21 protein-coding genes and 1 pseudogene are annotated in these 25,576 nt (G+C 72.4%); 7 read left to right on the forward strand and 15 right to left on the reverse strand.

The genetic code is table 11. From position 1 onward, the window contains the following. Window positions 1–216 (forward strand): annotated as a pseudogene (locus AB0469_RS15505) (ATP-binding protein); the annotation flags it as partial. A 154-nt stretch (window positions 217–370) separates the two neighbouring features. Here AB0469_RS15505 and AB0469_RS15510 read toward each other — a convergent pair. Together AB0469_RS15510 and AB0469_RS15515 are read right to left on the reverse strand one after the other, a co-directional pair. Further along, window positions 371–571, reverse strand: coding sequence for an acyl-CoA carboxylase subunit epsilon (locus AB0469_RS15510; RefSeq protein WP_366451905.1), 201 nt, complete (start codon window positions 569–571; stop codon window positions 371–373). 24 nt (window positions 572–595) lie between these two features. Continuing rightward, window positions 596–2,179, reverse strand: a complete 1,584-nt coding sequence (locus AB0469_RS15515; RefSeq protein ID WP_351884198.1) for an acyl-CoA carboxylase subunit beta — start codon at window positions 2,177–2,179, stop codon at window positions 596–598. A gap of 251 nt (window positions 2,180–2,430) precedes the next feature. On the opposite strand from AB0469_RS15515, the gene AB0469_RS15520 reads away from it, so the two are divergent. Next, window positions 2,431–3,063: a YceI family protein gene (locus AB0469_RS15520; RefSeq protein ID WP_366451906.1), complete on the forward strand. Its 633-nt coding sequence runs from the start codon at window positions 2,431–2,433 to the stop codon at window positions 3,061–3,063. 20 nt (window positions 3,064–3,083) lie between these two features. Here the strand turns inward: AB0469_RS15520 and AB0469_RS15525 are convergent, their stop codons facing one another. The 6 genes from AB0469_RS15525 to ureA form a co-directional block, all read right to left on the reverse strand. Further along, window positions 3,084–4,451, reverse strand: a complete 1,368-nt coding sequence (locus AB0469_RS15525) for a hypothetical protein (protein ID WP_366451907.1) — start codon at window positions 4,449–4,451, stop codon at window positions 3,084–3,086. A 67-nt stretch (window positions 4,452–4,518) separates the two neighbouring features. Further along, window positions 4,519–6,141: a citramalate synthase gene (gene cimA / locus AB0469_RS15530; protein WP_366451909.1), complete on the reverse strand. Its 1,623-nt coding sequence runs from the start codon at window positions 6,139–6,141 to the stop codon at window positions 4,519–4,521. A gap of 332 nt (window positions 6,142–6,473) precedes the next feature. Next, on the reverse strand, window positions 6,474–7,088 hold the full coding sequence (locus AB0469_RS15535) for a TetR/AcrR family transcriptional regulator (protein WP_366451910.1): 615 nt from the start codon (window positions 7,086–7,088) through the stop codon (window positions 6,474–6,476). A 39-nt stretch (window positions 7,089–7,127) separates the two neighbouring features. Continuing rightward, window positions 7,128–8,183: an agmatine deiminase family protein gene (locus AB0469_RS15540; RefSeq protein WP_366451911.1), complete on the reverse strand. Its 1,056-nt coding sequence runs from the start codon at window positions 8,181–8,183 to the stop codon at window positions 7,128–7,130. A 35-nt stretch (window positions 8,184–8,218) separates the two neighbouring features. Continuing rightward, entirely contained in the window at window positions 8,219–9,901 is a 1,683-nt protein-coding gene (locus AB0469_RS15545) for an urease subunit alpha (protein ID WP_366452092.1), read from the reverse strand. Window positions 9,902–9,957: 56 nt separating this feature from the next. Next, the gene (gene ureA / locus AB0469_RS15550; protein ID WP_366451912.1) at window positions 9,958–10,677 is read right to left on the reverse strand and encodes an urease subunit gamma; all 720 of its coding nucleotides are present in this window, start codon (window positions 10,675–10,677) and stop codon (window positions 9,958–9,960) included. Window positions 10,678–10,833: 156 nt separating this feature from the next. Between ureA and AB0469_RS15555 the strand changes: the two genes are divergently transcribed. Then, complete coding sequence (locus AB0469_RS15555) at window positions 10,834–12,276, forward strand: cytosine permease (protein WP_366451913.1); 1,443 nt, start codon at window positions 10,834–10,836, stop codon at window positions 12,274–12,276. An 88-nt stretch (window positions 12,277–12,364) separates the two neighbouring features. On the opposite strand, the gene AB0469_RS15560 is transcribed toward AB0469_RS15555, so the two are convergent. The 5 genes from AB0469_RS15560 to AB0469_RS15580 all read right to left on the reverse strand — a co-directional run bounded on the left by AB0469_RS15560 (window position 12,365) and on the right by AB0469_RS15580 (window position 16,773). Further along, entirely contained in the window at window positions 12,365–12,796 is a 432-nt protein-coding gene (locus AB0469_RS15560) for a hypothetical protein (protein WP_366451914.1), read from the reverse strand. A gap of 256 nt (window positions 12,797–13,052) precedes the next feature. After that, complete coding sequence (locus tag AB0469_RS15565) at window positions 13,053–14,138, reverse strand: branched-chain amino acid aminotransferase (RefSeq protein WP_366451915.1); 1,086 nt, start codon at window positions 14,136–14,138, stop codon at window positions 13,053–13,055. Window positions 14,139–14,361: 223 nt separating this feature from the next. After that, on the reverse strand, window positions 14,362–15,402 hold the full coding sequence (locus tag AB0469_RS15570) for a 3-isopropylmalate dehydrogenase (protein WP_366451916.1): 1,041 nt from the start codon (window positions 15,400–15,402) through the stop codon (window positions 14,362–14,364). Window positions 15,403–15,485: 83 nt separating this feature from the next. Beyond that, the gene (locus AB0469_RS15575; RefSeq protein WP_366451917.1) at window positions 15,486–15,617 is read right to left on the reverse strand and encodes a hypothetical protein; all 132 of its coding nucleotides are present in this window, start codon (window positions 15,615–15,617) and stop codon (window positions 15,486–15,488) included. A 259-nt stretch (window positions 15,618–15,876) separates the two neighbouring features. Then, complete coding sequence (locus tag AB0469_RS15580) at window positions 15,877–16,773, reverse strand: LysR family transcriptional regulator (RefSeq protein ID WP_366451918.1); 897 nt, start codon at window positions 16,771–16,773, stop codon at window positions 15,877–15,879. Between the two features lie 99 nt (window positions 16,774–16,872). Between AB0469_RS15580 and AB0469_RS15585 the strand changes: the two genes are divergently transcribed. From AB0469_RS15585 to AB0469_RS15595, 3 genes are all read left to right on the forward strand, one after another. Then, on the forward strand, window positions 16,873–17,886 hold the full coding sequence (locus AB0469_RS15585; protein ID WP_366451919.1) for an NADP-dependent oxidoreductase: 1,014 nt from the start codon (window positions 16,873–16,875) through the stop codon (window positions 17,884–17,886). A gap of 119 nt (window positions 17,887–18,005) precedes the next feature. Next, window positions 18,006–20,036, forward strand: a complete 2,031-nt coding sequence (locus tag AB0469_RS15590) for a phosphocholine-specific phospholipase C (protein ID WP_366451920.1) — start codon at window positions 18,006–18,008, stop codon at window positions 20,034–20,036. A 477-nt stretch (window positions 20,037–20,513) separates the two neighbouring features. Continuing rightward, window positions 20,514–21,215 (forward strand): nitroreductase family protein, encoded by a 702-nt coding sequence (locus tag AB0469_RS15595; RefSeq protein ID WP_366451921.1) that lies wholly within the window; start codon window positions 20,514–20,516, stop codon window positions 21,213–21,215. 80 nt (window positions 21,216–21,295) lie between these two features. Here AB0469_RS15595 and pruA read toward each other — a convergent pair whose 3' ends face one another. Together pruA and AB0469_RS15605 are read right to left on the reverse strand one after the other, a co-directional pair. After that, entirely contained in the window at window positions 21,296–22,927 is a 1,632-nt protein-coding gene (gene pruA / locus AB0469_RS15600) for an L-glutamate gamma-semialdehyde dehydrogenase (protein WP_366451922.1), read from the reverse strand. Between the two features lie 30 nt (window positions 22,928–22,957). Then, window positions 22,958–23,884 carry a proline dehydrogenase family protein gene (locus AB0469_RS15605; RefSeq protein WP_351890552.1) on the reverse strand — a complete coding sequence of 309 codons (927 nt, stop codon included), beginning with the start codon at window positions 23,882–23,884 and terminating at the stop codon, window positions 22,958–22,960. A gap of 199 nt (window positions 23,885–24,083) precedes the next feature. Here AB0469_RS15605 and AB0469_RS15610 point away from each other — a divergent pair, with 199 nt between their 5' ends. Then, window positions 24,084–25,529 carry a helix-turn-helix domain-containing protein gene (locus AB0469_RS15610; protein WP_366451923.1) on the forward strand — a complete coding sequence of 482 codons (1,446 nt, stop codon included), beginning with the start codon at window positions 24,084–24,086 and terminating at the stop codon, window positions 25,527–25,529. Window positions 25,530–25,576: the final 47 nt, after the last annotated feature.

Below are 25,576 nucleotides of genomic sequence, written 5' to 3' on the forward strand. Positions count from 1 at the left end.
CCCGCCGTCGACTACTTCGAGAACAGCGGCCTCCCCTTCGTCATCGCCCTCAACGGCTTCGACGGACACCAGCCCTACACCCCCGAAGAAGTCCGCGAGGCCCTCCAGATCGGCCCCGACGCCCCCATCATCACCACCGACGCCCGCCACCGCGGCGACGCCAAGAGCGCACTCATCACGCTCGTCGAACACGCCCTCATGGCACGGCTTCGGTAACCGGAGCGGATACCGCGGAAGGCCCCCGTGCCCTGGCACGGGGGCCTTCGCCGTACCCGGACGCCGCGCACGGCCGCGGGGCGGACACGGCGCGGACACGCCGAAAGGCCCCGCACCGTGGACGGTGCGGGGCCTTTCGGACGTGCGCTGCTGCTCAGCCCTGCCAGCTGTGCGGGGCCTGGAAGCCCCGGCTGCGCTCCAGCCGGCGCCATCCGGCGCTGGAGGGGCGGGTGGTGGCGGCCTCTTCGGGGGTGGCGGCGGCGCGGGCGAGCAGGATCGCGGTGATCGCGGCCAGCTCCTCGGGCGCGGCGTTGCCCTTCTCGACCTTCAGCAGGGTGTCGGTGGCGGTGCTCATCGTCGGCAGGTCTCCTCAGCTCGTTTACTGCGGCGGGTTGCCGTGCTTGCGAGACGGCAGATCGGCGTGCTTGGTGCGGAGCATCGCGAGGGCGCTGACGAGCACCCCGCGGGTCTCTGCGGGGTCGATGACGTCGTCCACGAGGCCGCGCTCGGCCGCGTAGTACGGGTGCATCAGCTCGGCCTTGTACTCCTTGACCATCCGGGCGCGCATGGCCTCGGGGTCCTCGGCGTCCGCGATCTGCTTGCGGAAGATCACGTTGGCCGCGCCCTCCGCGCCCATGACGGCGATCTCGTTGGTGGGCCAGGCGTAGGTCAGGTCGGCGCCGATGGACTGGGAGTCCATGACGATGTACGCGCCGCCGTAGGCCTTGCGCAGGATCAGCGAGATCCGCGGGACCGTGGCGTTGCAGTACGCGTAGAGCAGCTTGGCGCCGTGGCGGATGATGCCGCCGTGCTCCTGGTCGACGCCCGGCAGGAAGCCGGGGACGTCCAGCAGGGTGACGATCGGGATGTTGAAGGCGTCGCACATCTGGACGAAGCGCGCGGCCTTCTCGGAGGCGTGGATGTCCAGGACGCCGGCGAGGTGGCCGGGCTGGTTGGCGATGATGCCGACGACCTGGCCGTCCAGGCGGGCCAGGGCGCAGATGATGTTGCGCGCCCAGCGCTCGTGGACCTCCAGGACGTCGCCGTCGTCGACGAGCTCCTCGATGACCTTGAGCATGTCGTACGGGCGGTTGCCGTCGGCGGGGACCAGGTCCAGGAGGACGTCCGAGCGCCGGTCGACCGGGTCGGTGTTCTCGTGGACCGGCGGGTTCTCGCGGTTGTTCGAGGGGAGCATCGTGATGAGGTAGCGGACCTCGGCGATGCAGGTCTCCTCGTCGTCGTACGCGAAGTGCGCGACGCCCGAGGTCTCGGCGTGCACGTCGGCGCCGCCGAGGCCGTTCTGGGTGATCTCCTCACCGGTGACGGCGCGGACGACGTCGGGGCCGGTGATGAACATCTGCGAGGTGTCGCGGACCATGAAGACGAAGTCCGTGAGCGCCGGGGAGTACGCGGCGCCGCCAGCGCAGGGGCCCAGCATGACCGAGATCTGCGGGATGACGCCCGAGGCCTTGGTGTTGCGCTGGAAGATGCCGCCGTAGCCGGCGAGGGCGGAGACGCCCTCCTGGATGCGGGCGCCCGCGCCGTCGTTGAGGGAGACCAGCGGGGCACCGGCCGCGATGGCCATGTCCATGATCTTGTGGATCTTGGTGGCGTGGGCCTCGCCCAGCGCGCCGCCGAAGATGCGGAAGTCGTGCGCGTAGACGAAGACCGTGCGGCCCTCGACCGTGCCCCAGCCGGTGATGACACCGTCGGTGTACGGCTTCTTGGCCTCCAGGCCGAAGCCGGTCGCCCGGTGCCGGCGGAGCTGCTCGACCTCCCGGAAGGAACCCTCGTCGAGCAGGAGCGCGATGCGCTCGCGGGCGGTCAGCTTGCCCTTGGCGTGCTGCGCCTCGGTCGCGCGGTCGCTGGGGCCGCGCCGGGCCTCCTCGCGGAGGGAGTGCAGCTCGGCCACGCGCCCGCGGGCGTCCGTCGGCTCGCTCGGAGTCTGGTCCACAACGGTCATGTACCGACCTTACGAAGCCGGGCCGTCAAAACCCTCCGTTGGTTCCGCACAGTCTCGGACCCCTCCTGCTGTGCGGGCCGGACAGAACCGCCGGAGTATGCAGGGACTCCCCCAGCGGGGACCTTCGGCCTTTGTGGGGTTCCCATAAATCCACCCCTGAACGGGTGATGTAGTTGAAATTTGAACGGGATGGCTCTAGCGTTTCTCTTGTTGAACGTTGAACAAAACCGCAGGACTCCCAGGAGGACGTCATGGCTCTCTTCTCCCGCCGCAACCGCACCGCCGCCCCCGCCGCCCCCGCCGCCCGGCAGGGTGCGGTGGCCACGCTCGACGCCGACCCGGCGCTCGCCGCGCTCACCGGTGACTACGTCATCGACGCCGCCCACAGCAGCATCGGCTTCACGGTGCGCCACGCGATGGTGACCAACGTCCGCGGCGGCTTCGCGCAGCACGAGGGCGCGCTGCACCTGGACGGCGCCGACCCGTCGCGCTCCACCGCCTCCATCGACGTCACCATCTCCTCGGTGAGCACCGGTATCGCCGACCGCGACGCCCACCTGCTGAGCGGCGACTTCTTCGACGCCGGGACCTTCCCGCTGATGACCTTCCGCTCCACCTCGGCGGCGCGCGTCGGCGGTGACACCTACCGCATCAGCGGCGACCTGACCATCAAGGACGTCACCCGGCCGCTCTCCATCGACCTGGAGTTCACCGGCTCCGCCACCGACGTGTACGGCAACGAGCGCGTCGGCTTCGAGGGCTCCGCGGAGATCCTGCGCTCCGACTGGGGTCTGACCTGGAACGCCGCACTGGAGGCCGGCGGCGTGATGGTCAGCGACAAGGTGAGGCTGACCTTCGACATCTCGGCGATCAAGCAGGCCTGACCGGCGCCCCCCGGGGGCGGCTACCAGCCGCCCCCGCCGTCGAAGCCCCCGCCCCCGTCGAAGCCGCCCCCGCCGCCGAAGTCCCCGCCGCCGAAGTCGGACGGGTTGAAGTCGGCCCCGGAGACGTCCCCTCCCTCGAACCCTCCCCCGCCCGTCCCGCCCCCGAAGTCGGAGGCGTAGGCCGGGCCGGACATCATCGACCCGAGCATCGTGCCCACCAGCAGGCCGGGGAGCATGCCGCCGCCGAAGTACCCGCCCGCCCAGGGTCCGTAGGCCGGGCCGGCGTCGTAGTAGGGGCGCGGCCCGTACTCGGTGTCCACGGTGCGCACCGCCGGGTCCAGGCCGTCCCGCAGCCGGACCGCGTCCGCCGTGCACACCGGCACCGTCCGCGCCGCCCCGCCGGGCGGGGCCCACTGCGCGTCCTCGGCGCTGGGCCCGTGCCGCGGGTCGAAGAAGCAGGGCGCCCGCCGCTCGGGCAGGGGCTCGCCCCGGCGCCGCGCGTCCAGGCGGGCCAGCGCGAACCGCCCGTCCTCCAGCGTCCGGGTCACCCCCTGGACCTCCTCCGGCCGCCGCACCGAGGCCATGATCTGCTTGGCCCGCTCGTAGGAGTCGAGGCCCTGCTCGTAGTCCTTGCGCATGGCGTCGTCGGCGCCGGGTTCGCCGGGGTGGAAGTCGAGCCGGTCGAGCTCCTCGCCGAAGGCGGTGATGTCCTCGTCGACGACCACGCTCAGCCGCGCGAGCGCCTCCCGCCGGGCCTCTTCCTTCCTCTTGCGGTTGCGCTTGACCAGCAGGTACCCGCCTCCGCCGCCGACCACGGCCACCGCCCCGAGGGCGATCAGGGCCCCGGCCGAGGACCCGCCGCCGGTCGTCGCGCCGCCCCAGGAGGCCGGGGCGTGGCCCTTCATCTGCGGCAGGGCCTGGTCGGCGAAGGCGTTCAGCTGCGTCGCGGCGTCCACCGGCCCGCCCGCCTTCACCGCGTCCGTGAGGTTGCGGACGGCGTTGCGCGGCATGACGCTCCGGTCGGCCCCGGCGTCGAAGCCGGCGCCGAGCCGGATGGCGTAGAGACCGGTGACGCCCGTCTCGGTGCGCACCGTGCGCAGCACGCTGTCGGCGGGGAAGGCGGGGGTGGCCGGCAGCACGGCGACGAACAGCGGCTTGCCGGCGGCCTTGATCTTCGCGGCCAGGGCGTCGGCCTGGGCCGGCGACAGCTGCGCGGCCGCCCCGGGGTCGACGTAGACCGGTCCCTTCTTGAGCGCCTCCGCCACCGCGGCGGGACCGCCCTCGGCCGCGGCCGAGGGCGGGGCGCCGCCGAGCGCGCCCACGGACAGGGCCAGCAGCAGACCGGACAGCAGCGATCCGAGACGTACGCACATCAGCCTGGTCCTCATGCTGACGACGCTACCCGAACCGGTACTTTCCTGTGTGAGCCGGACATAAGCGCCCGGCCCGCAGGGTCTACTCCGCCGGTTCCACGCCCGCGTGCAGGAGGCCGTAGGTGTAGGCGTCCTCCAGGGCCTGCCAGGAGGCCGCGATGACGTTCGGGGCGACGCCGACCGTGTTCCACTCGCGGGTGCCGTCCGTGGTGGAGATCAGGACGCGGGTCGTGGACTCCGTGCCGTGCTTGCCCTCCAGGATGCGGACCTTGTAGTCGATCAGCTCGAACTTGGCCAGCTGGGGGTAGAAGCGCTCCAGGGCCACCCGCAGCGCGCGGTCCAGGGCGTTGACCGGGCCGTTGCCCTCGGCCGTGGCGACGATGCGCTCGCCCTTGGCCCACAGCTTGACGGTGGCCTCGTTCGCGTGGGTGCCGTCCGGGCGGTCCTCGACGATCGCGCGCCAGGACTCCGTACGGAAGTACCGGCGGGCCCGGCCCTCGGCCTCGGCGCGCAGCAGCAGCTCGAAGGAGGCGTCGGCGGCCTCGTACGTGTAGCCCGCCAGCTCCCGCTCCTTGACCCGCTCGACCACGCGGGCGATCAGCGCCCGGTCCCCGCCGAGGTCGACGCCGAGTTCCCGGCCCTTGAGCTCGATGGAGGCGCGGCCGGCCATGTCGGAGACCAGCATGCGCATGGTGTTGCCGACCCGCTCGGGGTCGATGTGCTGGTACAGGTCCGGGTCGACCTTGATCGCCGAGGCGTGCAGGCCCGCCTTGTGCGCGAAGGCGGAGACGCCGACGTACGGCTGGTGGGTGGAGGGGGTGAGGTTGACGACCTCGGCGATGGCGTGCGAGATGCGCGTCATCTCGGCGAGGGCGCCCTCGGGGAGGACCGTGCGGCCGTACTTGATCTCCAGCGCGGCCACGACGGGGAAGAGGTTGGCGTTGCCGACGCGCTCGCCGTAGCCGTTCGCGGTGCACTGGACGTGCGTGGCGCCCGCGTCGACGGCGGCGAGGGTGTTCGCGACGGCGCAGCCGGTGTCGTCCTGGGCGTGGATGCCCAGGCGGGCGCCGGTGTCGGCGAGGACCGTGGAGACCACCGCGGTGATCTGCGCGGGCAGCATGCCGCCGTTGGTGTCGCAGAGGACGACCACGTCGGCGCCGGCCTCGTGGGCGGTGCGCACCACGGACTTGGCGTACTCGGGGTTGGCGCGGTAGCCGTCGAAGAAGTGCTCGCAGTCGACGAAGACGCGGCGGCCCTGGGCGACCAGGTGGGCGACGGTGTCGCGGACCATCTCCAGGTTCTCGTCCAGGGTGGTGCGCAGGGCGAGTTCGACGTGCCGGTCGTGGGACTTGGCGACGAGGGTGATCACCGGTGCGCCGGACTCCAGGAGGGCGCGGACCTGCGGGTCCTGGGCGGCGGAGCCGCCGGCCCGGCGGGTGGCGCCGAAGGCGACCAGCCGGGCGTTCTTGAAGTCGATCTCGGCCCGGGCGCGGGCGAAGAACTCGGTGTCGCGGGGATTGGCGCCCGGCCAGCCGCCCTCGATGAAGCCGACCCCGAAGTCGTCCAGGTGCCGCGCGATGGTCAGCTTGTCCGCGACCGTGAGGTTGATGCCCTCACGCTGGGCACCGTCGCGCAGGGTGGTGTCGAAGACGTGGAAGCCGTCGTCGAGCGCCCCTGCCGGCGCAGTCGCCTCTGTCGTCGTCATGCTGATCTGACTCCTGTCGGATGAGTGGTTCCGGAGACCGGGGATCCACTGCCCCCATCATCGCGCGCTGCCCGTTTCCGGCATGATTTGGGCCGTTAAACGAAAAGACCCCTCGCGGGTGCGAGAGGTCTGCGCGCGGGTCTGGGGCACGGTGGCCGCAGCCGCGAAGGTCTTCCACGGTTCAGCGGTCACAGAGGACCGGCGCGCTGCTGTCCATAATCATGAGCCGAGCAGACACGCTCGCAGTGTGTCACACGCTCCGGCGTTCCTGGACGCCGGTCTCAGCATGCGGGCAGTCACCGTCCGGCAGGCGGCCCGCATGTTCGGGACCGCTAGGCGGAGAGGGCGTCGGCGAGGAACTCCCGTACGTGCTCCAGGATGTCCTCGCGCCCTATTCCGGGCAGGCCGACGGCCACCTGGATGCTGAACCCGTCGAGCAGGGCCCGCAGCCGGGCGGCGAAGCGGTCGGGGTCGACCGCGCGGAACTCCCCGCGCGAGATGCCCTCGGCGAGCAGGGCGACCAGGTCGCGGTGCCAGGCGCCCTCGATCGCGGCCTGCCGGTCGCGTTCGCCCGGACCCGCGTTCTGGGAGCGGTTCCAGACCTCCAGCCACAGGGTCCAGTGCGGGTCGCGGGCACCGTCGGGGACGTACAGGTCCACGTACGCGCGCAGCCGCTCGCCGGCCGGCTCGCGGCGCGAGAGCAGGGACCGGCGCCGGGCGCCGAGCGCGGCCTCGCTCCACTCCAGGGTCTGCAGCAGGAGCTCGTCCTTGCTGCGGAAGTAGTAGAGGAGGTGGCCGCTGCTCATGCCGACCTGCCGGCCGAGGCCGGCCATGGTCAGCCCGTCGAGCCCGCGCTCGGCGATCGTGGCCATGGCGGCGACGAGTACGTCCTCGCGCGGGGGCGCGTTCTTGCGCGCCGCCCGTACCGGTACTCCGCCCGCCGCCATGGGTCACTCCTTCGTCAGGTCACGAGCGCAGCCTCGGCTTCAGACCTTCGGCTGCTGCTGGGTGATGCAGTGGATACCGCCACCCCCGGCGAAAATCGTACGTGCGTCAACGAGGGTCACGGTCCGCCCGGGGAACAGTCCGCGGAAGATCTCCGCGGCCTCCTCGTCGCGCGGGTCGTCGAAGGCGCACAGGACCACGCCGCCGTTGCAGAGGTAGTGGTTGATGTACGAGTAGTCCACCCATTCGCCGTCCTCCTCCAGGACGGTCGGCGCCGGGACCTCGACGACCCGGAGCTGCCGGCCCTGCGCGTCGGTGGAGGCGCGCAGGATGGCGGCGATGGTCTTGCAGCGCTCGTGGTCCGGGTGGGCCGGGTCGGGCTGGGTGTGGACCATGACCACGCCGGGGCGGGCGAAGGCGGCGACGATGTCGACGTGGCCCTGGGTGCCGTAGGTGCCGTAGTCGCCGGCCAGGCCGTAGGGCAGCCAGATGGCCTTGGTGGTGCCGAGGTGGGCGTGGACCTCCCGCTCGACCTCCTCGCGGGTCCAGTCGGGGTTGCGGCCCTTGCCCAGCTGCACGGTGTCGGTGAGGAGCACGGTGCCCTCGCCGTCGACGTGGATGGCGCCGCCCTCGTTGACGAGAGGGGTGCTGAAGGTACGGGTGCCGACGAGGTCGGAGACGTGCCGGGCGATCTTGGAGTCGTGGTCCCAGCGGGCCCACTCCTGGGCGCCCCAGCCGTTGAAGGTCCAGTCGACGGCGGCCAGCTCGCCCGCGTCGTTGGTGACGAAGGTCGGGCCGATGTCGCGCATCCAGGCGTCGTCGAGGTCGCGCTCGACCAGGTCGACGTCGTCGCCGACGACGGCGCGGGCGCCGTCGGCGTCGCCCGGGGAGACCACGAGGGTCACCGGCTCGTACGCGCGGACGGCGCGGGCGACGGCGCCCCAGGCCCGGCGGGCCTCGGCGAGCTCCTGCTCGTTGGTGAAGGTCGGGTTGGGGCTGGGCCAGGCCATCCAGGTGCGCTCGTGGGGCGTCCACTCGGCGGGCATCCGGAAACCGTGGTCGGCGGGCTTGGCGGGGTGCGCGGGCTGTGCAGTCATGGTGGGGTCCTAACGGGCTTTACAGGCTGTGCCGTTTACAAGAAGTACAGGCGGTTGAGGGAGACCGATTCGGCCGCTTCGGAGCGCAGCGGTTCCCCGTCGAGGGAGACGAGTCCACTGCGCGCGTCCACGTCGACCGCGCCCACCCGGGAGTTGAGGAGCATGTCCTTGGGGCCGATGCCGCGGGTGCCGCGCACGGCCACCCGGCGCCGGCGGGTGGGCATCCCGTCGGAGCCGAGGGCCGCGGCGGCCGCCGAGACGAAGGCGACGGAGAGGTCGGCGGCCGTGGCCCCGTAGGAGCCGAACTGCGGTCCGAGGACCAGCGGTTCGCAGGTGTCGGTGGCGGCGTTGGGGTCGCCGGTGACGCCGTAGGCCGGGAAGCCCGACTTGAGGACGAGCTGGGGCTTGGCGCCGAAGAACGCGGGGCGCCAGAGCACGATGTCGGCGAGCTTGCCGACCTCGATGGAGCCGATCTCGTGGGCCAGGCCGTGGGCGATGGCCGGGTTGATCGTCAGCTTGGCCATGTAGCGCAGGACACGGGCGTTGTCGTCGCCCTCGCCGTCGCCCTCCAGGGGGCCGAGCTCGCCCTTCATCTTGGCGGCCATGGCGAAGGTGCGGCGGACGGTCTCGCCGGCGCGGCCCATGCCCTGGGCGTCGGAGGAGGTGATGCCGATGGCGCCCAGGTCGTGCAGGACGTCCTCGGCCCCCATCGTCCCGGCGCGGATGCGGTCGCGGGCCATGGCGGCGTCGCCGGGGAGGTCCGGCTTGAGGTCGTGCACGGAGACGATCATGCCGTAGTGCTCGGCGACGGCGTCCCGGCCGAAGGGCAGGGTGGGGTTGGTGGAGGAGCCGATCACGTTCGGCACGCCCGCCATCTTCAGGACGTTGGGGACGTGTCCGCCGCCGCAGCCCTCGATGTGGAAGGCGTGGATCGTGCGGCCCTCCAGGACGCGCAGGGTGTCCTCGACCGACAGGCACTCGTTGAGGCCGTCGCTGTGCAGGGCGACCTGGACGTCGTGCTCCTCGGCCACGCGCAGCGCGGTGTCCAGGGCGCGGGTGTGGGCGCCCATGTCCTCGTGGACCTTGAAGCCGCAGGCGCCGCCCTCGGCCAGGGCCTCGACCAGGGGCGCGGGGTCCGAGGAGGAGCCGCGGGCGAGGAAGCCGATGTTCACCGGCCACGCGTCGAAGGCGTCGAAGGCGTGCCTGAGCGCCCACGGGGAGTTGACGCCGACGCCCCAGACGGGGCCGAACTCCTGGCCGATGACCGTGGTGACGCCCGCGGCGAGCGAGGCCTCCATGATCCGCGGGGAGAGGAGGTGGACGTGGGTGTCCACGGCTCCGGCGGTGGCGATCAGGCCCTCGCCGGAGACGATGCTCGTCCCGGTGCCGACGACGACGTCGACCCCGTCGAGGGTGTCCGGGTTGCCGGCCCGGCCGATGGCGTGGATCCGGCCCTCGCGGATGCCGATGGACACCTTCTTGATCCCGAGGACGGCGTCGATCACCAGCACGTTGCTGATGACCACGTCGCAGGTCTCGCGGACGGCGGCGCCCTTCAGGTGGAGGCCGTCGCGGGCGGTCTTGCCGAAGCCGGCCAGGAACTCGTCGCCGGGCTTCTGGGCGTCGTACTCCACCCGGACGGTCAGCCCCGAGTCGCCGAGCCGGACCCGGTCGCCCGCGCGGGGTCCGAAGACGGAGGCGTACTCGTGGGGGTCGATGTGCCGGCTGCCGGGAGCGCAGTGGGCACTGTGGTCGGTGTGGGGGGTCTGGCGGCTCACGCCCGGTCTCCTTCCGGGGCGCCTGCGGGGGTGGCGCCCGCGCCCAGGTAGCCGCAGGCACCGGCGCGGGCCAGGGCCTGCTCCTTGGCGCCGGGGGCGTCGAGCGGGCCGTCGACCAGGCCCGCGAACCCGATCGCGATCCGCGCACCACCGATCGGGACCAGGCCCACCTCGCCCTCGCCGTGCGGGTCGAAGCGCACCGAGGAGCCGGCCGGGACGCACAGCCGCATGCCGTAGGCCGCCGCGCGGTCGAAGTCGAGGCGGGGGTTCGCCTCGAAGAAGTGGAAGTGGGAGGTCACGCTGACCGGCACGGAGGCGGTGTTGCGCACCCGCAGGTGCACGACCGGCTCCGGCTGGGGGGCACCGGGGCCCGGTACGACCGCGCCCGGGGCGTCCGCGCCGAGCCGGACCGCGCCCCGGATCGGGGAGGAGACCACCGCGAGGCGGGATCCGTCGTCGAAGACGGCCTCCACGTGCACCTCGGTGACCACGTCGGCCACGCCGGGCAGCACATCGCCGGGGCCCAGGACGCTGCGGGCCTCCTCGATGGCCTCCGCCAGGCGCTTGCCGTCGCGTGCGGCCTCGCAGACCGTGTCGGCGATCAGCGCCGTGGCCTCCGGGACGTTGAGCCGCAGGCCCCGGGCCCGACGGGCCCTGGCCAGTTCCGCGGCGCTGCGCAGCAGCAGCCGGTCGCGCTCCGTAGGGGTCAGCCGCACGCCGATCCACCACCTTTTGAGTCGATGGGTTAGAGCATCACTCTAACTCTTCATTTCCTCGCTGGGAATCATTGACCTGGGGGCAGGGGCTGAGTCACATTGAGTGTCGCTCAAACGAATACGCACCCACCCCCGCCGTGCCAAGGGAGTCCCCCCATGCCCATCGAACAGCGCGGAGTCGACACCATCCCGGAGGAGGAGCGGACGAGCGGTCCCCGTGACCTGATGTCGATCCTGCTCGGCTCCAACCTCTGCCTCGGTGTGATCGTCTTCGGCTGGCTCCCCCCGTCCTTCGGACTGGGGCTGGTCCCCTCGGTCACCGCCATCGTGACCGGCACCCTGGCCGGCATCGCCTTCACCGCGCCGCTCGCGCTGGTCTCCCTGCGCACCGCCACCAACCTGTCCACCTCCAGCGGCGCCCAGTTCGGCGTACGCGGGCGGCTGGTGGGCTCGGTGGTGGGCCTGCTGCTCGCGCTCGGCTACACCGCGCTGACCCTGTGGATCGGCGGCGACGTGATGGTGGGCACCCTGGCCCGCCTCACGGGCCTGCCGGACAGCGGCTTCACCCACTCGCTGATGTACGGGGTGCTGGCCGCGTTCACCGTGGTCGGGGCCGTGTTCGGCTACCGGCTGCTGCTGCGCATGAGCAAGGCGCTCTCGATCGTGATGGTGGCCCTGCTGGCGGTCGGCCTGTACGCCTACGCCCCCGGCTTCACCACCGCCGCCCCGCCGGACACCCCGTACCTGCTCGGCTCCTTCTGGCCGACCTGGATCCTCGCCGTCGTCGCCGCCGGCCTGAGCGGCCCCGTCGCCTTCATCACCCTGCTCGGCGACTACACCCGCTACATATCCCCCCGCCGGCACAGCTCCCGCACGGTCTACTGGGCCACCTGCGTCGGCCTGCTGTTCGGCCTGCTCGTCCCGCAGCTCTTCGGCACCTACACCGCGCTGGCCGCCCGCGCCGGGGCCGACTACGCCGGGCCCCTCGTCGCCGCCGCGCCCTTCTGGTACCTCGTGCCGCTGCTCTTCGCCGCCGCGGCCGGCTCGGTGGGCAACGCCGGCCTGATGCTCTACTCCATGGGCCTCGACCTGGACGCCATCGTGCCCAAGGCCACCCGGACCAAGGCCACCGTGATCGCCGCGGCCGTCGCCACCGCCTTCGTCTTCTTCGGCTCCTTCGAGTGGGACGTGCAGTCGGCCATGACCTCGTTCGTGCTGCTGCTGACCGCGATCGGCACCCCCTGGGCCGTGATCACCCTCATCGGCTACGTGCGCTGCCGCGGCGTGTACGACGCCGACGCGCTCCAGGTGTTCAACCGCCGGGCCCGCGGCGGCGTCTACTGGTACCGCGCCGGGTGGAACCTGCGCGCGACGGCGTCCTGGGCGCTGGGCGCGCTGGCGGGCCTGGCCGCCGTCTCGACACCGCTGTACGAGGGCCCGCTGCTGGCCCTGACCGGCGGTGTGGACTGCAGCTTCGTCCTGTCGGGGCTGGTCGGCGGAGTGGTCTACGCGGCGCTGACGTTCCGGACCGCGACCGCGTCCGGGACCGGGCGCACGGCCGCACCCGCGGCCGACAGGGTCACGGTCGCCGCCGACTGACGGCGGCGCACGGGGAAGCGGCCGCGGACCGGCCACCACCCGCCACCCACCACGGACCCCGGGGCACCATGCCCCGGGGTCCGCCGCGTCAGCGGCACTTCAGCGAGTCGGCCGACTGCTGGACCGCCGTGTCGACCGCCTGGATCTGCGGCTGGAGCTGGGTCAGCGCGTCCTTGCCGGTGGTGTCGCCGGGCAGGTTGTCGTAGCTCTTCTTGAGGTTGTCCGTGGCCTCCTGGACGGCCTCGCGCTCGGCCGACTTCATCGTCTGCTTGCTCTCCTTGACGTTCTTCCAGTCGGTCTGGACGGCGTCGACCGCCTTCTGGATCTGGTCCTTGGTGGCCGTCGCCGGGTTCAGCGCCTTGAGCGCGGCGTTGTCCGATTTCAGCTGGACCAGGTTGGTGCACAGCTGGGCGGCGGCCTTCGAGGCCTCCTCCTCCGGAGTCGTGTCGTTGCTCGAGCACGCCGAGGCCCCGAGCACGACGGCCGCGCAGAGCAGGCCGGAGGCAACGAACCGCTTCATGGGGATCCGCCTTTCCGCCGGCCCCAGCGGCCGGCGCACGAGAGAACCACCCCCGGTGGGGTGCGCCGCACCGCCCGGGCCGGTGCGGGCGCCGGATCGGCGGGCACCGTCAACGTCCCACGCCGGTGCACCCCCCGCACGTCCGCCGCACCCGTACGGGTAGGACCGGACCCGCCGCCCCGACCGGGCCCGGACATGCCAACGGGGTCCCCACCGGAAGGCGGGGACCCCGTTGCGCGGGCGGATCCGGCGCGGACTAGCCGAGCGGGTGCATCCAGCCGTGGGTGTCGGCGCGGTGGCCGGTCTGGAGGTCGAGGAGCGCCTTGCGGAGCTTCATGGTGACCTCGCCGGGCTCGCCGTCGCCCTGGGTCCAGTTGGCGCGCTCGGACTTGACCGAGCCGACGGGGGTGATGACGGCGGCCGTGCCGCAGGCGAACACCTCGGTCAGGGTGCCGTTCTCGTTGTCGCGCTTCCAGTCCTCGGTGGAGATGCGGCCCTCCTCGGCGGTGTAGCCGAGGTCGCGGGCGATCGTGAGGAGGGAGTCGCGGGTGATGCCGGGCAGGAGCGAGCCGGTCAGCTCCGGGGTGACGATGCGGTCGCCGTACACGAAGTACAGGTTCATGCCGCCCATCTCCTCGATCCAGCGGTGCTCGACGGCGTCCAGCCAGACGACCTGGTCGCAGCCGTGCGAGGCGGCCTGGGCCTGGGCGACGAGGGAGGCCGCGTAGTTGCCGCCGGTCTTGGCGGCGCCGGTGCCGCCCTTGACGGCGCGGACGTACTCCTCGGACAGCCAGACGGAGACGGGCTTGACGCCACCGGGGAAGTAGGCGCCGGCGGGCGAGGCGATGACCATGAAGAGGAACTCGTTGGCCGGGCGGACGCCCAGGCCGACCTCGGACGCGAACATGAACGGCCGCAGGTACAGCGAGGCCTCGCCCGAGTTCGGCACCCAGGCGCTGTCCTGCTTGATCAGGGCGTCGCAGGCCTCGATGAACAGCTCGGTCGGCAGCTCCGGCATGGCCATGCGGCGGGCGGAGGCCTGGAAGCGCTCGGCGTTGGCCTCGGGGCGGAAGGTGGCGACGGTGCCGTCGGGCTGGCGGTAGGCCTTGAGCCCCTCGAAGATCGTCTGCGCGTAGTGCAGGGTCATGTTGGCCGGGTCGATCGACAGCGGCGCGTACGGGACCAGCTCGGCGTCGTGCCAGCCGCGGCCCTCGGTCCACTTGATCGTCACCATGTGATCGGTGAAGTGGCGGCCGAAACCGGGGCTGGCCAGGATCGCCTCTCGCTCCGCGTCGGACAGCGGGTGCGAGGAGGGCTTGAGCTCGATCGTGGGCGTCGTCATGAGTGCTTGTCCTTCACCGTTGTGTATGGCGGACCGCGCTCATGCGTACCAGGACGTCCGAGCTTCCCCGTATACCGCGGCCTCGCGTTCGATTATCGCGCGCGCGGGGTCTTCGGTGAAACGGGGTGATGCGGCCCACGGGAGATGGTGGCACCCGGGGCCGTGCAGGAGAAGCCGCCGGGTGATGGTGCGTACCCGGCGGCTTCGTGGTGGAGCTGCCGGGTCAGCCGGCTACTCGCGCGGCGAGGGCGTCGCCGATCGCGTCGGTGGAGCGGAAGGTGCCGTCGCGCTCGGCGAGGTCGGCGGAGACGGCCTCCTCGATGCGCACGGCCTGCTCCTCGTGGCCGAGGTGGCGCAGCAGGAGGGCGACGGACAGGATCGTCGCGGTCGGGTCGGCCTTGCCGGTGCCCGCGATGTCCGGGGCCGAGCCGTGGACGGGCTCGAACATCGAGGGGAAGGCGCCGGTCGGGTTGATGTTCCCGGAGGCGGCGAGGCCGATCCCGCCGGTGACGGCGGCGGCCAGGTCGGTGAGGATGTCACCGAAGAGGTTGTCCGTGACGATGACGTCGAAGCGCTCCGGCTGGGTGACGAAGAAGATCGTCGCGGCGTCGACGTGCAGGTAGTCGGTGGTGACCTGGGGGTACTCGCGGCCGACCTTGTCGAAGATGTTCTTCCACATGTGGCCCGCGTACACGAGGACGTTGTTCTTGTGGACCAGGGTCAGCTTCTTGCGCGGGCGGGAGTTGGCCCGCTCGTACGCGTCGCGGACCACGCGCTCCACACCGTAGGCGGTGTTGATGCTGACCTCGGTGGCCACCTCGGCCGGGGTGCCGGTGCGCAGGCTGCCGCCGTTGCCGGTGTACGGGCCCTCGGTGCCCTCGCGGACCACGACGAAGTCGATGTCCGGACGGCCGGCGAGCGGGGTGGCCGTGTTGGGGAGGAGCTTCGAGGGGCGCAGGTTGATGAAGTGGTCGAAGGCGAAGCGGAGCTTCAGCAGCAGACCGCGCTCCAGGACGCCGGACGGGACCGACGGGTCGCCGATGGCGCCGAGGAGGATCGCGTCGTGGTGCTTGAGCGCCTCGAGCTCGGCGTCCGGGAGGGTCTCGCCGGTGCGGTGCCAGCGCTGGGCGCCGAGATCGTATTCCTTGGTCTCCAGCTTCACATCCTGCGGCAGGACCGCGGTCAGGACCTTGAGGCCCTGAGCCACGACTTCCTGGCCGATGCCATCACCGGGGATCACTGCGAGATTGATGCTGGTCGACATGTCGGAACCGTACTCCGTGTCCCAGCCCTCAGACATATCCCGTCCACCATATGGACGAGCCGCGCCTGAGGGCCCGGACTCGTTCAGTGGCCGGTGGAGCCGCCGTTGTCGCGGCGGTCCAGGGCGCGCTGGAGGGCGGCCGCGGCGTTCTTGCGGTCGGCGTCGGCCGGGGAGGTGTGGCGGACGCGGCGGGAGGCGGCGGTGCTGGGGGTCATGATCGACTCCTTGAGATCACGGCGTGGCGGGGCCACGGATGAGGGGTTCCTTCAAGGCGCCGGAAGAGGCGGGGAGCCGTGCGCCGCAGGGGTTGCCTGCCAGGGGGCGCGCGCTCACGACCGCCATTCGCTGGATGTGCGAGACGTTCGGCTCCTACCAAGCTAGGGCAGCCGCGGCCGTCTGTCTCCGCAATTACTCGGACTTCCTACTATCTGAGATGCGCATCCCCCCGGAAGGCCCTCCCACGGGTCTCCGTTTTCAGGCCGATTCCGCCCTGAGTTCCCTGATCAGAGCCCTGACCGCGAGGGTGGAGGCGGATTCCGTTGTGGTGACGTATCCCACCCTCCTCACGGGTCCCTGCGGCCCCAGACCGGCGATCTCGACGGCGTCCCCGGCCTCGCGCAGCGACAGCTCGGGCATGATCGCCATGCCCAGGCCCCGGCCGACCATCGTCAGCACCATGGCGTCGTCCTCCGCCTTGACCGTGGCCGCCGGGATCCAGTCCTGGGCCGCCCACCACGCGCGGGTGTAGGAGCCGCAGTTCTCGTCCCAGTCCAGCAGGGGCAGCGACCTCGGGTCGGGGTGCCCGGCGGGGTGCACCAGCGCGTACGCCTCGCGGGTGAGGACCCCGGTCAGCAGCCCGGGCGGTACGTCCGCGGGCGCGCCCAGGGTCGCGATGCCCAGGTCGGCCCGGCCGGCGGCCACTTCCCCGGCCGTCCCGGCGCCGAGCTCGCGCACCACCCGGACCTCCGGGCGGATCCCGGGGTGCAGGGCGGCCAGCCGCTCCAGGGCGGGCGGCAGCAGGTGCAGGGCCGCGCTCCGGAAGGCCGCGATGCGCAGGGTCCCCTCCAGCCCGCCGCCCGCCGCGGCCGAGCCGGAGGCGGCCCGTCCGGCGGCGCGGGCCTCCGCGCCGAGGACCTCGTACAGCCGCAGGATGCGCCGGCCCAGGGCCACGGCCCGCTCCCCCGCCGGGGTGGGGCGGGCGCCGGAGCGGCCGCGCTCGAAGAGCACCGCGCCGACCTTGCCCTCGCTGCCGCGCACCGAGTGCGACACGGCGGACTGGCTGATGCCGAGCGCCCCGGCCGCGGCGGAGAACCCGCCCGTCTCGGCGACGGCGACCAGCACCCGGAGTTCCTGCGGGACGAGCTCGGACAAGGGTTCCCACCTCGGTGTATGAGCGGCTTTCATGGATGTGCGGCTTCCATGAGGGCAACCCCCTGCCCGGCGCGGTGATTCCTTCCTACGGTCGTCGCCATGAACACCCACACCGCCCACGCCGTGCACCAGATCGCCCGCCCGACCGGTTTCCCCGTCGCCTCCGACTTCGCCTACGTCTCCTCCCCGGTCCCCGAACCCGCCCCCGGCACCGCGCTGGTGGAGAACCTGCTCCTCTCCGTGGACCCCTACCACCGCGGCCTGATGGACGGCGGCGAGGGCGGCTTCGAGCTGGACTCCCCGCTGGAGGGGCGGGCGGTGGGCCGGGTGCTCGCCTCCCGCGACCCCGGCCTGGCGGAGGGCGACCTGGTCTTCCACCGGGCGGGCTGGCGCACCCACGCCCTGGTCACCCTGGGCGTGGACGGCACGCGCAGGCTCCGGGACCACGAGGGCGTCCCGCTGGACGCGTACCTGTCGATCCTGGGCGGCACCGGCCTGACCGCCTACGCCGCCCTCACCCGGACGGCGGCGCTGCGCGAGGGCGAGGACCTGTTCGTCTCCTCGGCGGCGGGCGGCGTCGGCACCGCCACCGGGCACCTCGCCCGGCTGCTCGGCGCCCGCCGGATCATCGGCAGCGCGGGCTCGGCGGCGAAGGTCGCCCACCTCACCGGGACCCTCGGCTTCGACGCCGCCTTCGACTACCACGACGGCCCGGTCGGCGAGCAGCTGGCGCAGGCCGCCCCGGACGGGATCGACGTCTACGTGGACAACGTGGGCGGCGACCACCTGGAGGGCGCGATCGACTCCCTGCGCGAGTACGGCCGGATCGCCTGGGTCGGCGCGATCTCGATGTACAACGGCGACCGCTCCCCGGCCGCGCCCCGCAACCTCTTCGAGGTGGTGCACAAGTCCCTGCGTCTGGAAGGCGTATTGGTTCGAAACCACACCAATCTCCAGGACGAACTGGAGGATTTCGTGGTGCCGCACCTGCGCAGCGGACGGGTGGGCACCGACACCACCGTTGTACAGGGCTTCGACCGCACGGTGGAGGCCTTCCTGGGCATGCTGCACGGGGACAATCTGGGCAAAATGCTGGTGCGCACGGCCAGTTGACACCGGCCAACCGGATGTTCACCGTTTTCTTACCGCACGGATGTAGACCTTTGCGGCGGCCGCCGCCACGCTTGCCGACGATGTGCCAGCGGGGCACCCGAGTTGGAGGCGAGCAGCCAGTGACACCCATCAGCCGCAGGGGTTTCGTGGGAATCGGCGCCGGGCTCGTGGCGGGAGCGGCCCTGCCCGCCGCCCTGCCCGCGTCGGCGGCCGCGGCCACCGCGACGGGTACGATCACCGATGTGAAGCACGTGGTGATCCTGATGCAGGAGAACCGCAGCTTCGACCACTACTTCGGCAGGCTGAAGGGCGTCCGCGGCTTCGGCGACCGCGCCTGCGGCAACATCCCCGGCGGCTGGGGCACCTTCAACCAGCCCAACTGGGGCGGCCGCCAGTACCCGTGGAAGCTCTCCGCCACCCCGGCGGCGGGAGGGGCCGACAGCGAGACCCTGGCCCAGTGCACCGGCGACCTCCCGCACAGCTGGACCTCGCAGCACGCGGCCTGGAACAACGGCCGGATGGACAACTGGGTGCTCGGCGTCGGCAAGACGCACACCCTGGGCCACCTGGACCGGGGGGACATCCCCTTCCACTACGGGCTCGCGGACAACTACACGATCTGCGACGCCTACTTCTGCTCCACCCTCAGCGCCACCGGCCCCAACCGCACCTTCCTGTGGAGCGGCAAGGTCGACGCGGGCAGCAAGGACGGCGGCGAGGAGTCCGGGCTGACCTGGGAGACGTACGCGGAGGCCCTCCAGCGGGCCGGGATGACCTGGAAGGTCTACCAGAACGCCCAGGACAACTACGGGGACAACGGCCTGGCCTACTTCAAGAAGTTCACGGACGCCGCCCCCGGGAGCCCGCTGTGGGACCGGGGCATGGCCTCCGTCCCCAGGGTCACCGGCTCCACCCCCGACGACATCGCCGCCGCGATCCGCGCGGACGTGGTCGCCGGGACCCTGCCCCAGGTGTCGTGGGTGGTGGCGAGCGAGGCCTTCTCGGAGCACCCGTACGCCCCGCCCGGCGACGGCGCGCACTTCGTGGACCTGGTCTACCGCGCGCTGGCCGCGAACCCGGAGGTCTTCGACTCGACGGTCCTCTTCCTCAACTACGACGAGAACGACGGCTTCTTCGACCACGTCGCACCGCCGGTCGCCCCGCCCGGCACCCCCGACGAGTACATCGACGGCGCGCCGATCGGCCTGGGCTTCCGCGTGCCCATGCTGGTGATGTCCCCCTGGACCCGGGGCGGCTGGGTCAGCTCGGAGGTCTTCGACCACACCTCCGTCCTGCGCTTCATGGAGACGTGGACGACGGCCCTGGGCACCCCCGCCCTCTGCCCCAACATCAGCGCCTGGCGCCGCAAGGTGGCCGGCGACCTGACGGGCGTCTTCGACTTCGCGCACCCCGTGTACGGGGTCCCGGCGGGCCTCCCCTCCACGGCGAAGGTCATAGGCCAGTCCACCTGCGGCCCCCTCCCCAACCCGGTGCCGCAGGACAACGCCCTGCCGGTCCAGGAGGCCGGGACGCGCCCGGCCCGCGCCCTCCCGTACCAGGTCAACGGCAACCTGGACCGCTTCGAGTTCGGGCCGGCCGGGAAGATCCTGGCCTGGTTCTCGATGACCAACCAGGGCCCGCAGGCCAGGCAGGCCGCGCACTTCTCGATCCACCCTCACCAGTACCGGGACACGGCCGCCTGGCAGTACACGGTGGATCCCGGGGCCGCCTCCAGCGACTGGTTCTCCATCGGCCTGGGCGCCGGCTCGGGCAAGTACGACATCTCGATGTACGGCCCGAACCGGTTCCTGCGCCGCTTCATCGGCGACGCGACCAAGGCCGGCAAGTCCCTGGAGGTCGCGGCCCGCTACGCGGTGGAGTCCGGCACCGGCAAGATGGCGATCTGGTTCAAGATGACCAACGCCTCGGCCTCCCCGGTCACCTTCACGATCCGCTCCAACGCCTACCGCTCCGACGGCCCCTGGACGTACACGGTCCCGGCGAACTCCTCGCGCGAGGACTTCTTCAACGCGGTGGCCTACAGCAAGGGCTGGTACGACTTCACGGTCCTGGCCGACTCCGACGGCACCTGGTCCCGCCGCTACACGGGCCACATCGAAACGGGCGCGGCGAGCATCACGGGCAGCTGACCGCCCGCGGGGCGGGGGGCCTCCCGGCTCCCGCCCCGGGGCGGCACGCCGGGCCACCGCAGCGGGAAAGTCCGGAAACGCACGGGAGCGCCGCAGCCCGCACGGCTGCGCCGGGTCTCCCCCGGACCGCGGCGCCCGGGGCCGCCGGGCGCTCTCCGCGGGGCCCGGGCCCGGCCGGCCGGACGGCCCGCTCCGGCCCCCGCCCGCCGCCGCCCCGCAGGTCGGCGACGGTCCGCGCCCCGTCGCCGGCCGGGACGGCCCGAGCCGGGGCGGTGCGCCCGCCGAGGCCTCCGCAACGGCCCGGCGCCCCCGGCCGGAGCTCCCCGGCCCGCCGGAGCCGCGCCCGCCGGACCGGCTCTCCCCTTCCGGGAATCGACCGACGTTCGCCAGGGCCATACCACCCGTTCCCCGGCACAACGGACATTGATTCCTGCCGCGACCCTGGCCTCAGGGGTTCCACCGCGTGAAGATCTGCGCATGTCGCCTGAGACCCAGCAGTGGACCCCCACCCATGGCCAGCCCTACCGGCCCGTCTCCTACCGTCCCGAGCGCATGCCCAGCGCCGAAACCCTGACCCGCGCGGCGGAGCTGCGGGCCCGGATGGACGAGCGGCGCACCGTGCGCCATTTCTCCTCCGACCCCGTCCCCGAACAGGCCGTCCGCGACGCCATCGCCTGCGCCGCCACCGCCCCGTCCGGGGCGCACCAGCAGCCGTGGACCTTCGTGCTGGTCAAGGACCCGGCCATCCGCCGGCAGATCCGCGCCGCGGCCGAGCAGGAGGAGCAGATCTCCTACGACGGCCGCCTCGGCGACGAATGGCTGGCGGCCCTGCGCCCCATAGGCACCGACGCGGTCAAGACCCACCTGACCGACGCGCCGGCCCTGATCGTGGTCTTCCAGCAGCGCTACTGGCTCGGCCCGGACGGCGACAGGCGCAAGCACTACTACGTGGACGAGTCGGTCGGCATCGCGGTCGGCATGCTCCTGTCGGCCCTCCACCTCTCGGGCCTGGCCGCCCTCATCCACACCCCCAGCCCGATGCGCTTCCTGAGCCACGTCCTGCACCGCCCGGAGAACGAGAAGGCCTTCGCGGTGATCCCGGTGGGCTACCCGGCGGAGGACTGCGAGGTCCCGGACCTGATCCGCAAGTCCCTGGACCAGGTCCTGGTGGAGGTCTGAGCGCCCGCCCCCGCAACTGGGACCGCCCCCGCTCCGGACTTGGGGGTACCGGAGCGGGGGCGGGGTTCAGCTGGGGGCGGTCAGCCCATGTGGGGGTAGCCGTACTCGGTCGGCGGGACCAGGGTCTCCTTGATGGAGCGGGTCGAGGTCCAGCGGAGCAGGTTGGACGCCGCGCCCGCCTTGTCGTTGGTGCCCGAGGCGCGGCCGCCGCCGAAGGGCTGCTGGCCGACGACGGCGCCGGTCGACTTGTCGTTGATGTAGAAGTTGCCCGCCGCGAAGCGGAGCTTCTCCATCGTGTCGGCCGCCGCGTAGCGGTCCTGGGCGATGACGGAGCCGGTCAGGGCGTACGCCGAGACGTTCTCCATCTGGGCCAGCATCGCGTCGTAGTCGGCGTCGTCGTAGACGTGGACCGCGAGGATCGGGCCGAAGTACTCGGTCGTGAAGACCTCGTTCTCCGGGTCGGTGCACTCGATGACGGTCGGGCGGACGAAGTAGCCCTCCGAGTCGTCGTAGGTGCCGCCCGCGATGACCGTGCAGGTCGGGTCGGCCTTCGCACGGTCGATCGCGGCCTTGTTCTTCGCGAAGGAGCGCTCGTCGATGACCGCGCCGATGAAGTTCGACAGGTCGCGGACGTCACCCATGGTGATGCCGTCGACCTCGGCCGCGAACTGCTCCTTGAAGCCGTCGTTCCAGATCGAGGCCGGGACGTAGGCGCGCGAGGAGGCCGAGCACTTCTGGCCCTGGAACTCGAAGGAGCCGCGGGTCAGGGCGGTCTTCAGGATCGCGCGGTCCGCGGACGGGTGCGCGACGACGAAGTCCTTGCCGCCCGTCTCGCCGACCAGGCGCGGGTACGAGCGGTAGTTCTCGATGTTGTTGCCGACCGTCTTCCACAGGTACTGGAAGGTCTTGGTCGAGCCGGTGAAGTGGATACCGGCCAGCTCGGGGTGGTTCAGGGCCACCTCGGAGACGGCGATGCCGTCGCCGGTCACCAGGTTGATGACGCCCTTGGGCAGGCCGGCCGCCTCCAGGAGCTCCATGAGGAGGACCGCGGAGTGGGTCTGCGTGGGGGACGGCTTCCACACGACCACGTTGCCCATGAGGGCGGGGGCGGTCGGCAGGTTGCCGGCGATGGCCGTGAAGTTGAACGGCGTGATCGCGTAGACGAAGCCCTCGAGCGGGCGGTGGTCGCTGCGGTTCCACACGCCGGCCGAGTTCGCGGCGGGCTGCTCGGCCAGGATCTGGCGGGCGAAGTGGACGTTGAAGCGCCAGAAGTCGACGAGCTCGCACGGGGTGTCGATCTCGGCCTGCTGAGCGGTCTTCGACTGGCCCAGCATGGTCGAGGCGGCCAGCTTCTCGCGCCACGGGCCGGCCAGCAGCTCGGCGGCGCGCAGGATGATCGCGGCGCGGTCGTCGAAGGACATCGCGCGCCAGGCCGGGGCGGCGGCCAGGGCGGCGTCGACGGCCTCCTGGGCGTCGGCCTGCGTGGCGTTCGCGTACGTGCCGATGACCGACTTGTGGTCGTGCGGCTGGACGACGTCGAAGCGCTCGCCGCCACCCATCCGCTTGACGCCGTTGATCGTCATCGGGAGGTCGATCGGGTTCTCGGACAGCTGCTTGAGCTGGATCTCGAGGCGCGCGCGCTCCGCGCTGCCCGGGGCGTACGAGTGGACCGGCTCGTTGACCGGCGCGGGGACCTGGGTCACAGCATCCATGGGGCGATAACTCCTTGACCTGGTTCTTGGCTAGTTCTTGGTGATCATCGAGCGGAGGAAGAACAGCAGGTTGGCCGGCTTCTCCGCGAGGCGGCGCATGAAGTAGCCGTACCAGTCGGTGCCATAGGCCGTGTAGACCCTCATTCGATGACCCTCGGAGGCGAGCCGCAGGTGCTCCTCGCTGCGGATGCCGTAGAGCATCTGGAACTCGTACTCGTCCAGCTTGCGCCCCGCCTGCCGGGCGAGCTCCTGCGCGATGGAGATCAGGCGCGGGTCGTGCGACCCGATCATCGGGTAGCCCTCGCCCTCCATGAGGATCCGCATGATCCGGACGTAGGCCTTGTCGATCTCGGCCTTGTCCTGGTAGGCGACCTCGGCGGGCTCCTTGTAGGCGCCCTTCACGATCCGGACGCGGCTGCCGGCGGCGGCCAGGCGGCGGGCGTCGGCCTCGGTGCGGAAGAGGTAGGCCTGGATCACGCAGCCGGTCTGCGGGAAGTCCCGGCGCAGCTCCTCGTGGATGGCGAACATCGAGTCGAGGGTGGTGTGGTCCTCGGCGTCGAGCGTCACGGTGGTGCCGATGGCCGCGGCGGCCTCGACGACCGGGCGGACGTTGGCGAGGGCGAGCTCGTGGCCGCCCTCCAGCGCCTGGCCGAACATCGACAGCTTGACGGACATCTCGACGGCCTCGCCCAGACCCAGCTCCTTGAGGCGCTCGATGAGCTCCAGGTAGGCGTCCCGGGCGGCGTACGACTGCTCCACGGCGGTGATGTCCTCGCCGACGACGTCGAGGGTCACCTCCAGGCCCTTGCGGGTGAGCTCCTCGACGATCGGAATGACCTGGCCGACCGTCTCACCCGGGATGAACCGGTTGACCACCGGCTTGGTCACCGGGGCGGCAGAGACGATTCGGCGCATCTTGTCGCTGCGCGAAGCGGCGAGGATCGCGGGACCCAGCACGGGGCACCTCCAACGGGTGGCAGAAGCGGACGTACGGCCACCGCGGGGGTGTGCTGCGACCGTAGGGAAAACGCAAGTGAAACCACCGTGAAACCTATGGATCTCCACGATCCTCGGCCATCGACAGCTGTCACGCATCCGTGTCCGCGATCTCATACATCTGTCTGAAGAGGCGCGGCGGGGGTGGGAGAATGTGCCCGTGAAGGGCGATTACCAGGACCTGGTGGACGAGATCTCGGCGCTGCTCGGCGCCCCGGCGACGCTGGAGAACCGGGACTTCCGCCTGATCGCCTTCGGCGCGCACGACAGCGAGGACGACCTCGCCATGGACCCCGTGCGCACCCGCTCGATCCTGACCCGGCAGTCCACTGCGGCCGTGCGGTCCTGGTTCGAGGGCTTCGGCATCGCCCGCGCCACCGGCCCGGTACGGATCCCGGCGGCGCCGGACGCGGGGGTCTTCCGGGGTCGGATCTGCCTGCCCGTGCGGTACCGGGGCATCGTCCAGGGGTACGTGTGGCTGCTCGACCGGGACCCGGGGCCGGCGCCGGAGGCCCTGGAGGCGGCGATGGAGGTGGCCCAGCGGATCGGGGTGCTGCTGGCCGAGGAGGCCAAGGCGGGCGCCGACCTCTCGCGGGAGTTCCTCGCGGTGCTCACCGCCGGGCGGGGCTGGCAGCAGGACATGGCGGTGGCCTCGCTGCGGCTGGCCCTGGGGGCCGGGGCCGAGGGGCTGCACGCCGCGGTGTGCGTGGCCCCGTGGTCCGGGGAGGCGCCCTCGTCGGTGCCGGGGGCGGCGGCGGTGTGCGTGGTGCCGGCGGACGCGGCGGGGGCGGCGGGCCCGGACCGGCTGGCGGTCCTCCTGCGGCTGCGCTCGACGGACGCCCTGGCCCCGGCACTGACGGCCCTGGGCCGCCTCCTCCCGCGGGCCACGGGGACGGCGGAGGCCGCCGCGGCGGCCTCCGGGGCGGCGGGGACGGCGCGCGCTCCGGCGGCGGCCGAGGGTGCCGCGGCGGCCTCCGCGGCGGCCGGGACGGCTCGCACGCAGCGCGCCGCCACCACCGGCGGACGAGCCGGGACCTCACGGGCCGCGTCGGCCCGGGCGACGGCCGGGGCCTCCGTGGCCGGCGGCGTCGCGGGGGCCACCGCAGCGTCCGGGACGTCGCGCACGGCGCGCACGGCGGCGCCCGGGGCCGAGACGGCCGGGGCGGGCGCCGGGGCCGGGGCGGCGTCCGGGGTGACCGCCGGCGTGTCGGATCCCGTGCGCGGGCTCGGGGAGGTGCCCGCCGCCTGGGGGCAGGCCGTCGCCGCGGCGCGGGCGGCCGCCGCGCAGCCACAGCTCGGGCCGGTGGCCCAGTGGGCGGGGATCGGGCCCTACCGGATGCTGGCCGCCCTGGCCGCCGGACCCGTGGACGACCCCGCGACGCGGGCCCTGCTGAGCCCGGCCCACCGGGAACTGGCCCGCACCACGGAGGTGTTCCTCGACTGCGCCGGGCAGGCCGGGCGGGCGGCGGCGGTGCTGGGCGTGCACCGCCAGACCCTGTACTACCGGCTGGGCCGGGTGGAACAGCTGACCGGGCTGGACCTGGACGCGGGCGAGGACCGACTGCTCCTCCACATGGCCCTCAAGGCCGCCCGGCTGAACGGCTGAACCCCTGCCGCGGCCCGGCGGCCCCGGATCCCGTACGGGGCCGCGCG

The organism is Streptomyces sp. NPDC093801 (assembly GCF_040701585.1).
In the GTDB taxonomy this organism is placed as follows: Bacteria; Actinomycetota; Actinomycetes; order Streptomycetales; family Streptomycetaceae; genus Streptomyces.

What these genes read in the sequence shown, in the direction of transcription:
- AB0469_RS15510 (WP_366451905.1), bottom strand. Translation starts at nt 571, where the DNA reads ATGAGCACCGCCACCGACACCCTGCTGAAGGTCGAGAAGGGCAACGCC.
- AB0469_RS15515 (WP_351884198.1), bottom strand. Translation starts at nt 2,179, where the DNA reads ATGACCGTTGTGGACCAGACTCCGAGCGAGCCGACGGACGCCCGCGGG.
- AB0469_RS15520 (WP_366451906.1), top strand. Translation starts at nt 2,431, where the DNA reads ATGGCTCTCTTCTCCCGCCGCAACCGCACCGCCGCCCCCGCCGCCCCC.
- AB0469_RS15525 (WP_366451907.1), bottom strand. Translation starts at nt 4,451, where the DNA reads ATGAGGACCAGGCTGATGTGCGTACGTCTCGGATCGCTGCTGTCCGGT.
- cimA (WP_366451909.1), bottom strand. Translation starts at nt 6,141, where the DNA reads ATGACGACGACAGAGGCGACTGCGCCGGCAGGGGCGCTCGACGACGGC.
- AB0469_RS15535 (WP_366451910.1), bottom strand. Translation starts at nt 7,088, where the DNA reads ATGGCGGCGGGCGGAGTACCGGTACGGGCGGCGCGCAAGAACGCGCCC.
- AB0469_RS15540 (WP_366451911.1), bottom strand. Translation starts at nt 8,183, where the DNA reads ATGACTGCACAGCCCGCGCACCCCGCCAAGCCCGCCGACCACGGTTTC.
- AB0469_RS15555 (WP_366451913.1), top strand. Translation starts at nt 10,834, where the DNA reads ATGCCCATCGAACAGCGCGGAGTCGACACCATCCCGGAGGAGGAGCGG.
- AB0469_RS15560 (WP_366451914.1), bottom strand. Translation starts at nt 12,796, where the DNA reads ATGAAGCGGTTCGTTGCCTCCGGCCTGCTCTGCGCGGCCGTCGTGCTC.
- AB0469_RS15565 (WP_366451915.1), bottom strand. Translation starts at nt 14,138, where the DNA reads ATGACGACGCCCACGATCGAGCTCAAGCCCTCCTCGCACCCGCTGTCC.
- AB0469_RS15570 (WP_366451916.1), bottom strand. Translation starts at nt 15,402, where the DNA reads ATGTCGACCAGCATCAATCTCGCAGTGATCCCCGGTGATGGCATCGGC.
- AB0469_RS15575 (WP_366451917.1), bottom strand. Translation starts at nt 15,617, where the DNA reads ATGACCCCCAGCACCGCCGCCTCCCGCCGCGTCCGCCACACCTCCCCG.
- AB0469_RS15585 (WP_366451919.1), top strand. Translation starts at nt 16,873, where the DNA reads ATGAACACCCACACCGCCCACGCCGTGCACCAGATCGCCCGCCCGACC.
- AB0469_RS15595 (WP_366451921.1), top strand. Translation starts at nt 20,514, where the DNA reads ATGTCGCCTGAGACCCAGCAGTGGACCCCCACCCATGGCCAGCCCTAC.
- pruA (WP_366451922.1), bottom strand. Translation starts at nt 22,927, where the DNA reads ATGGATGCTGTGACCCAGGTCCCCGCGCCGGTCAACGAGCCGGTCCAC.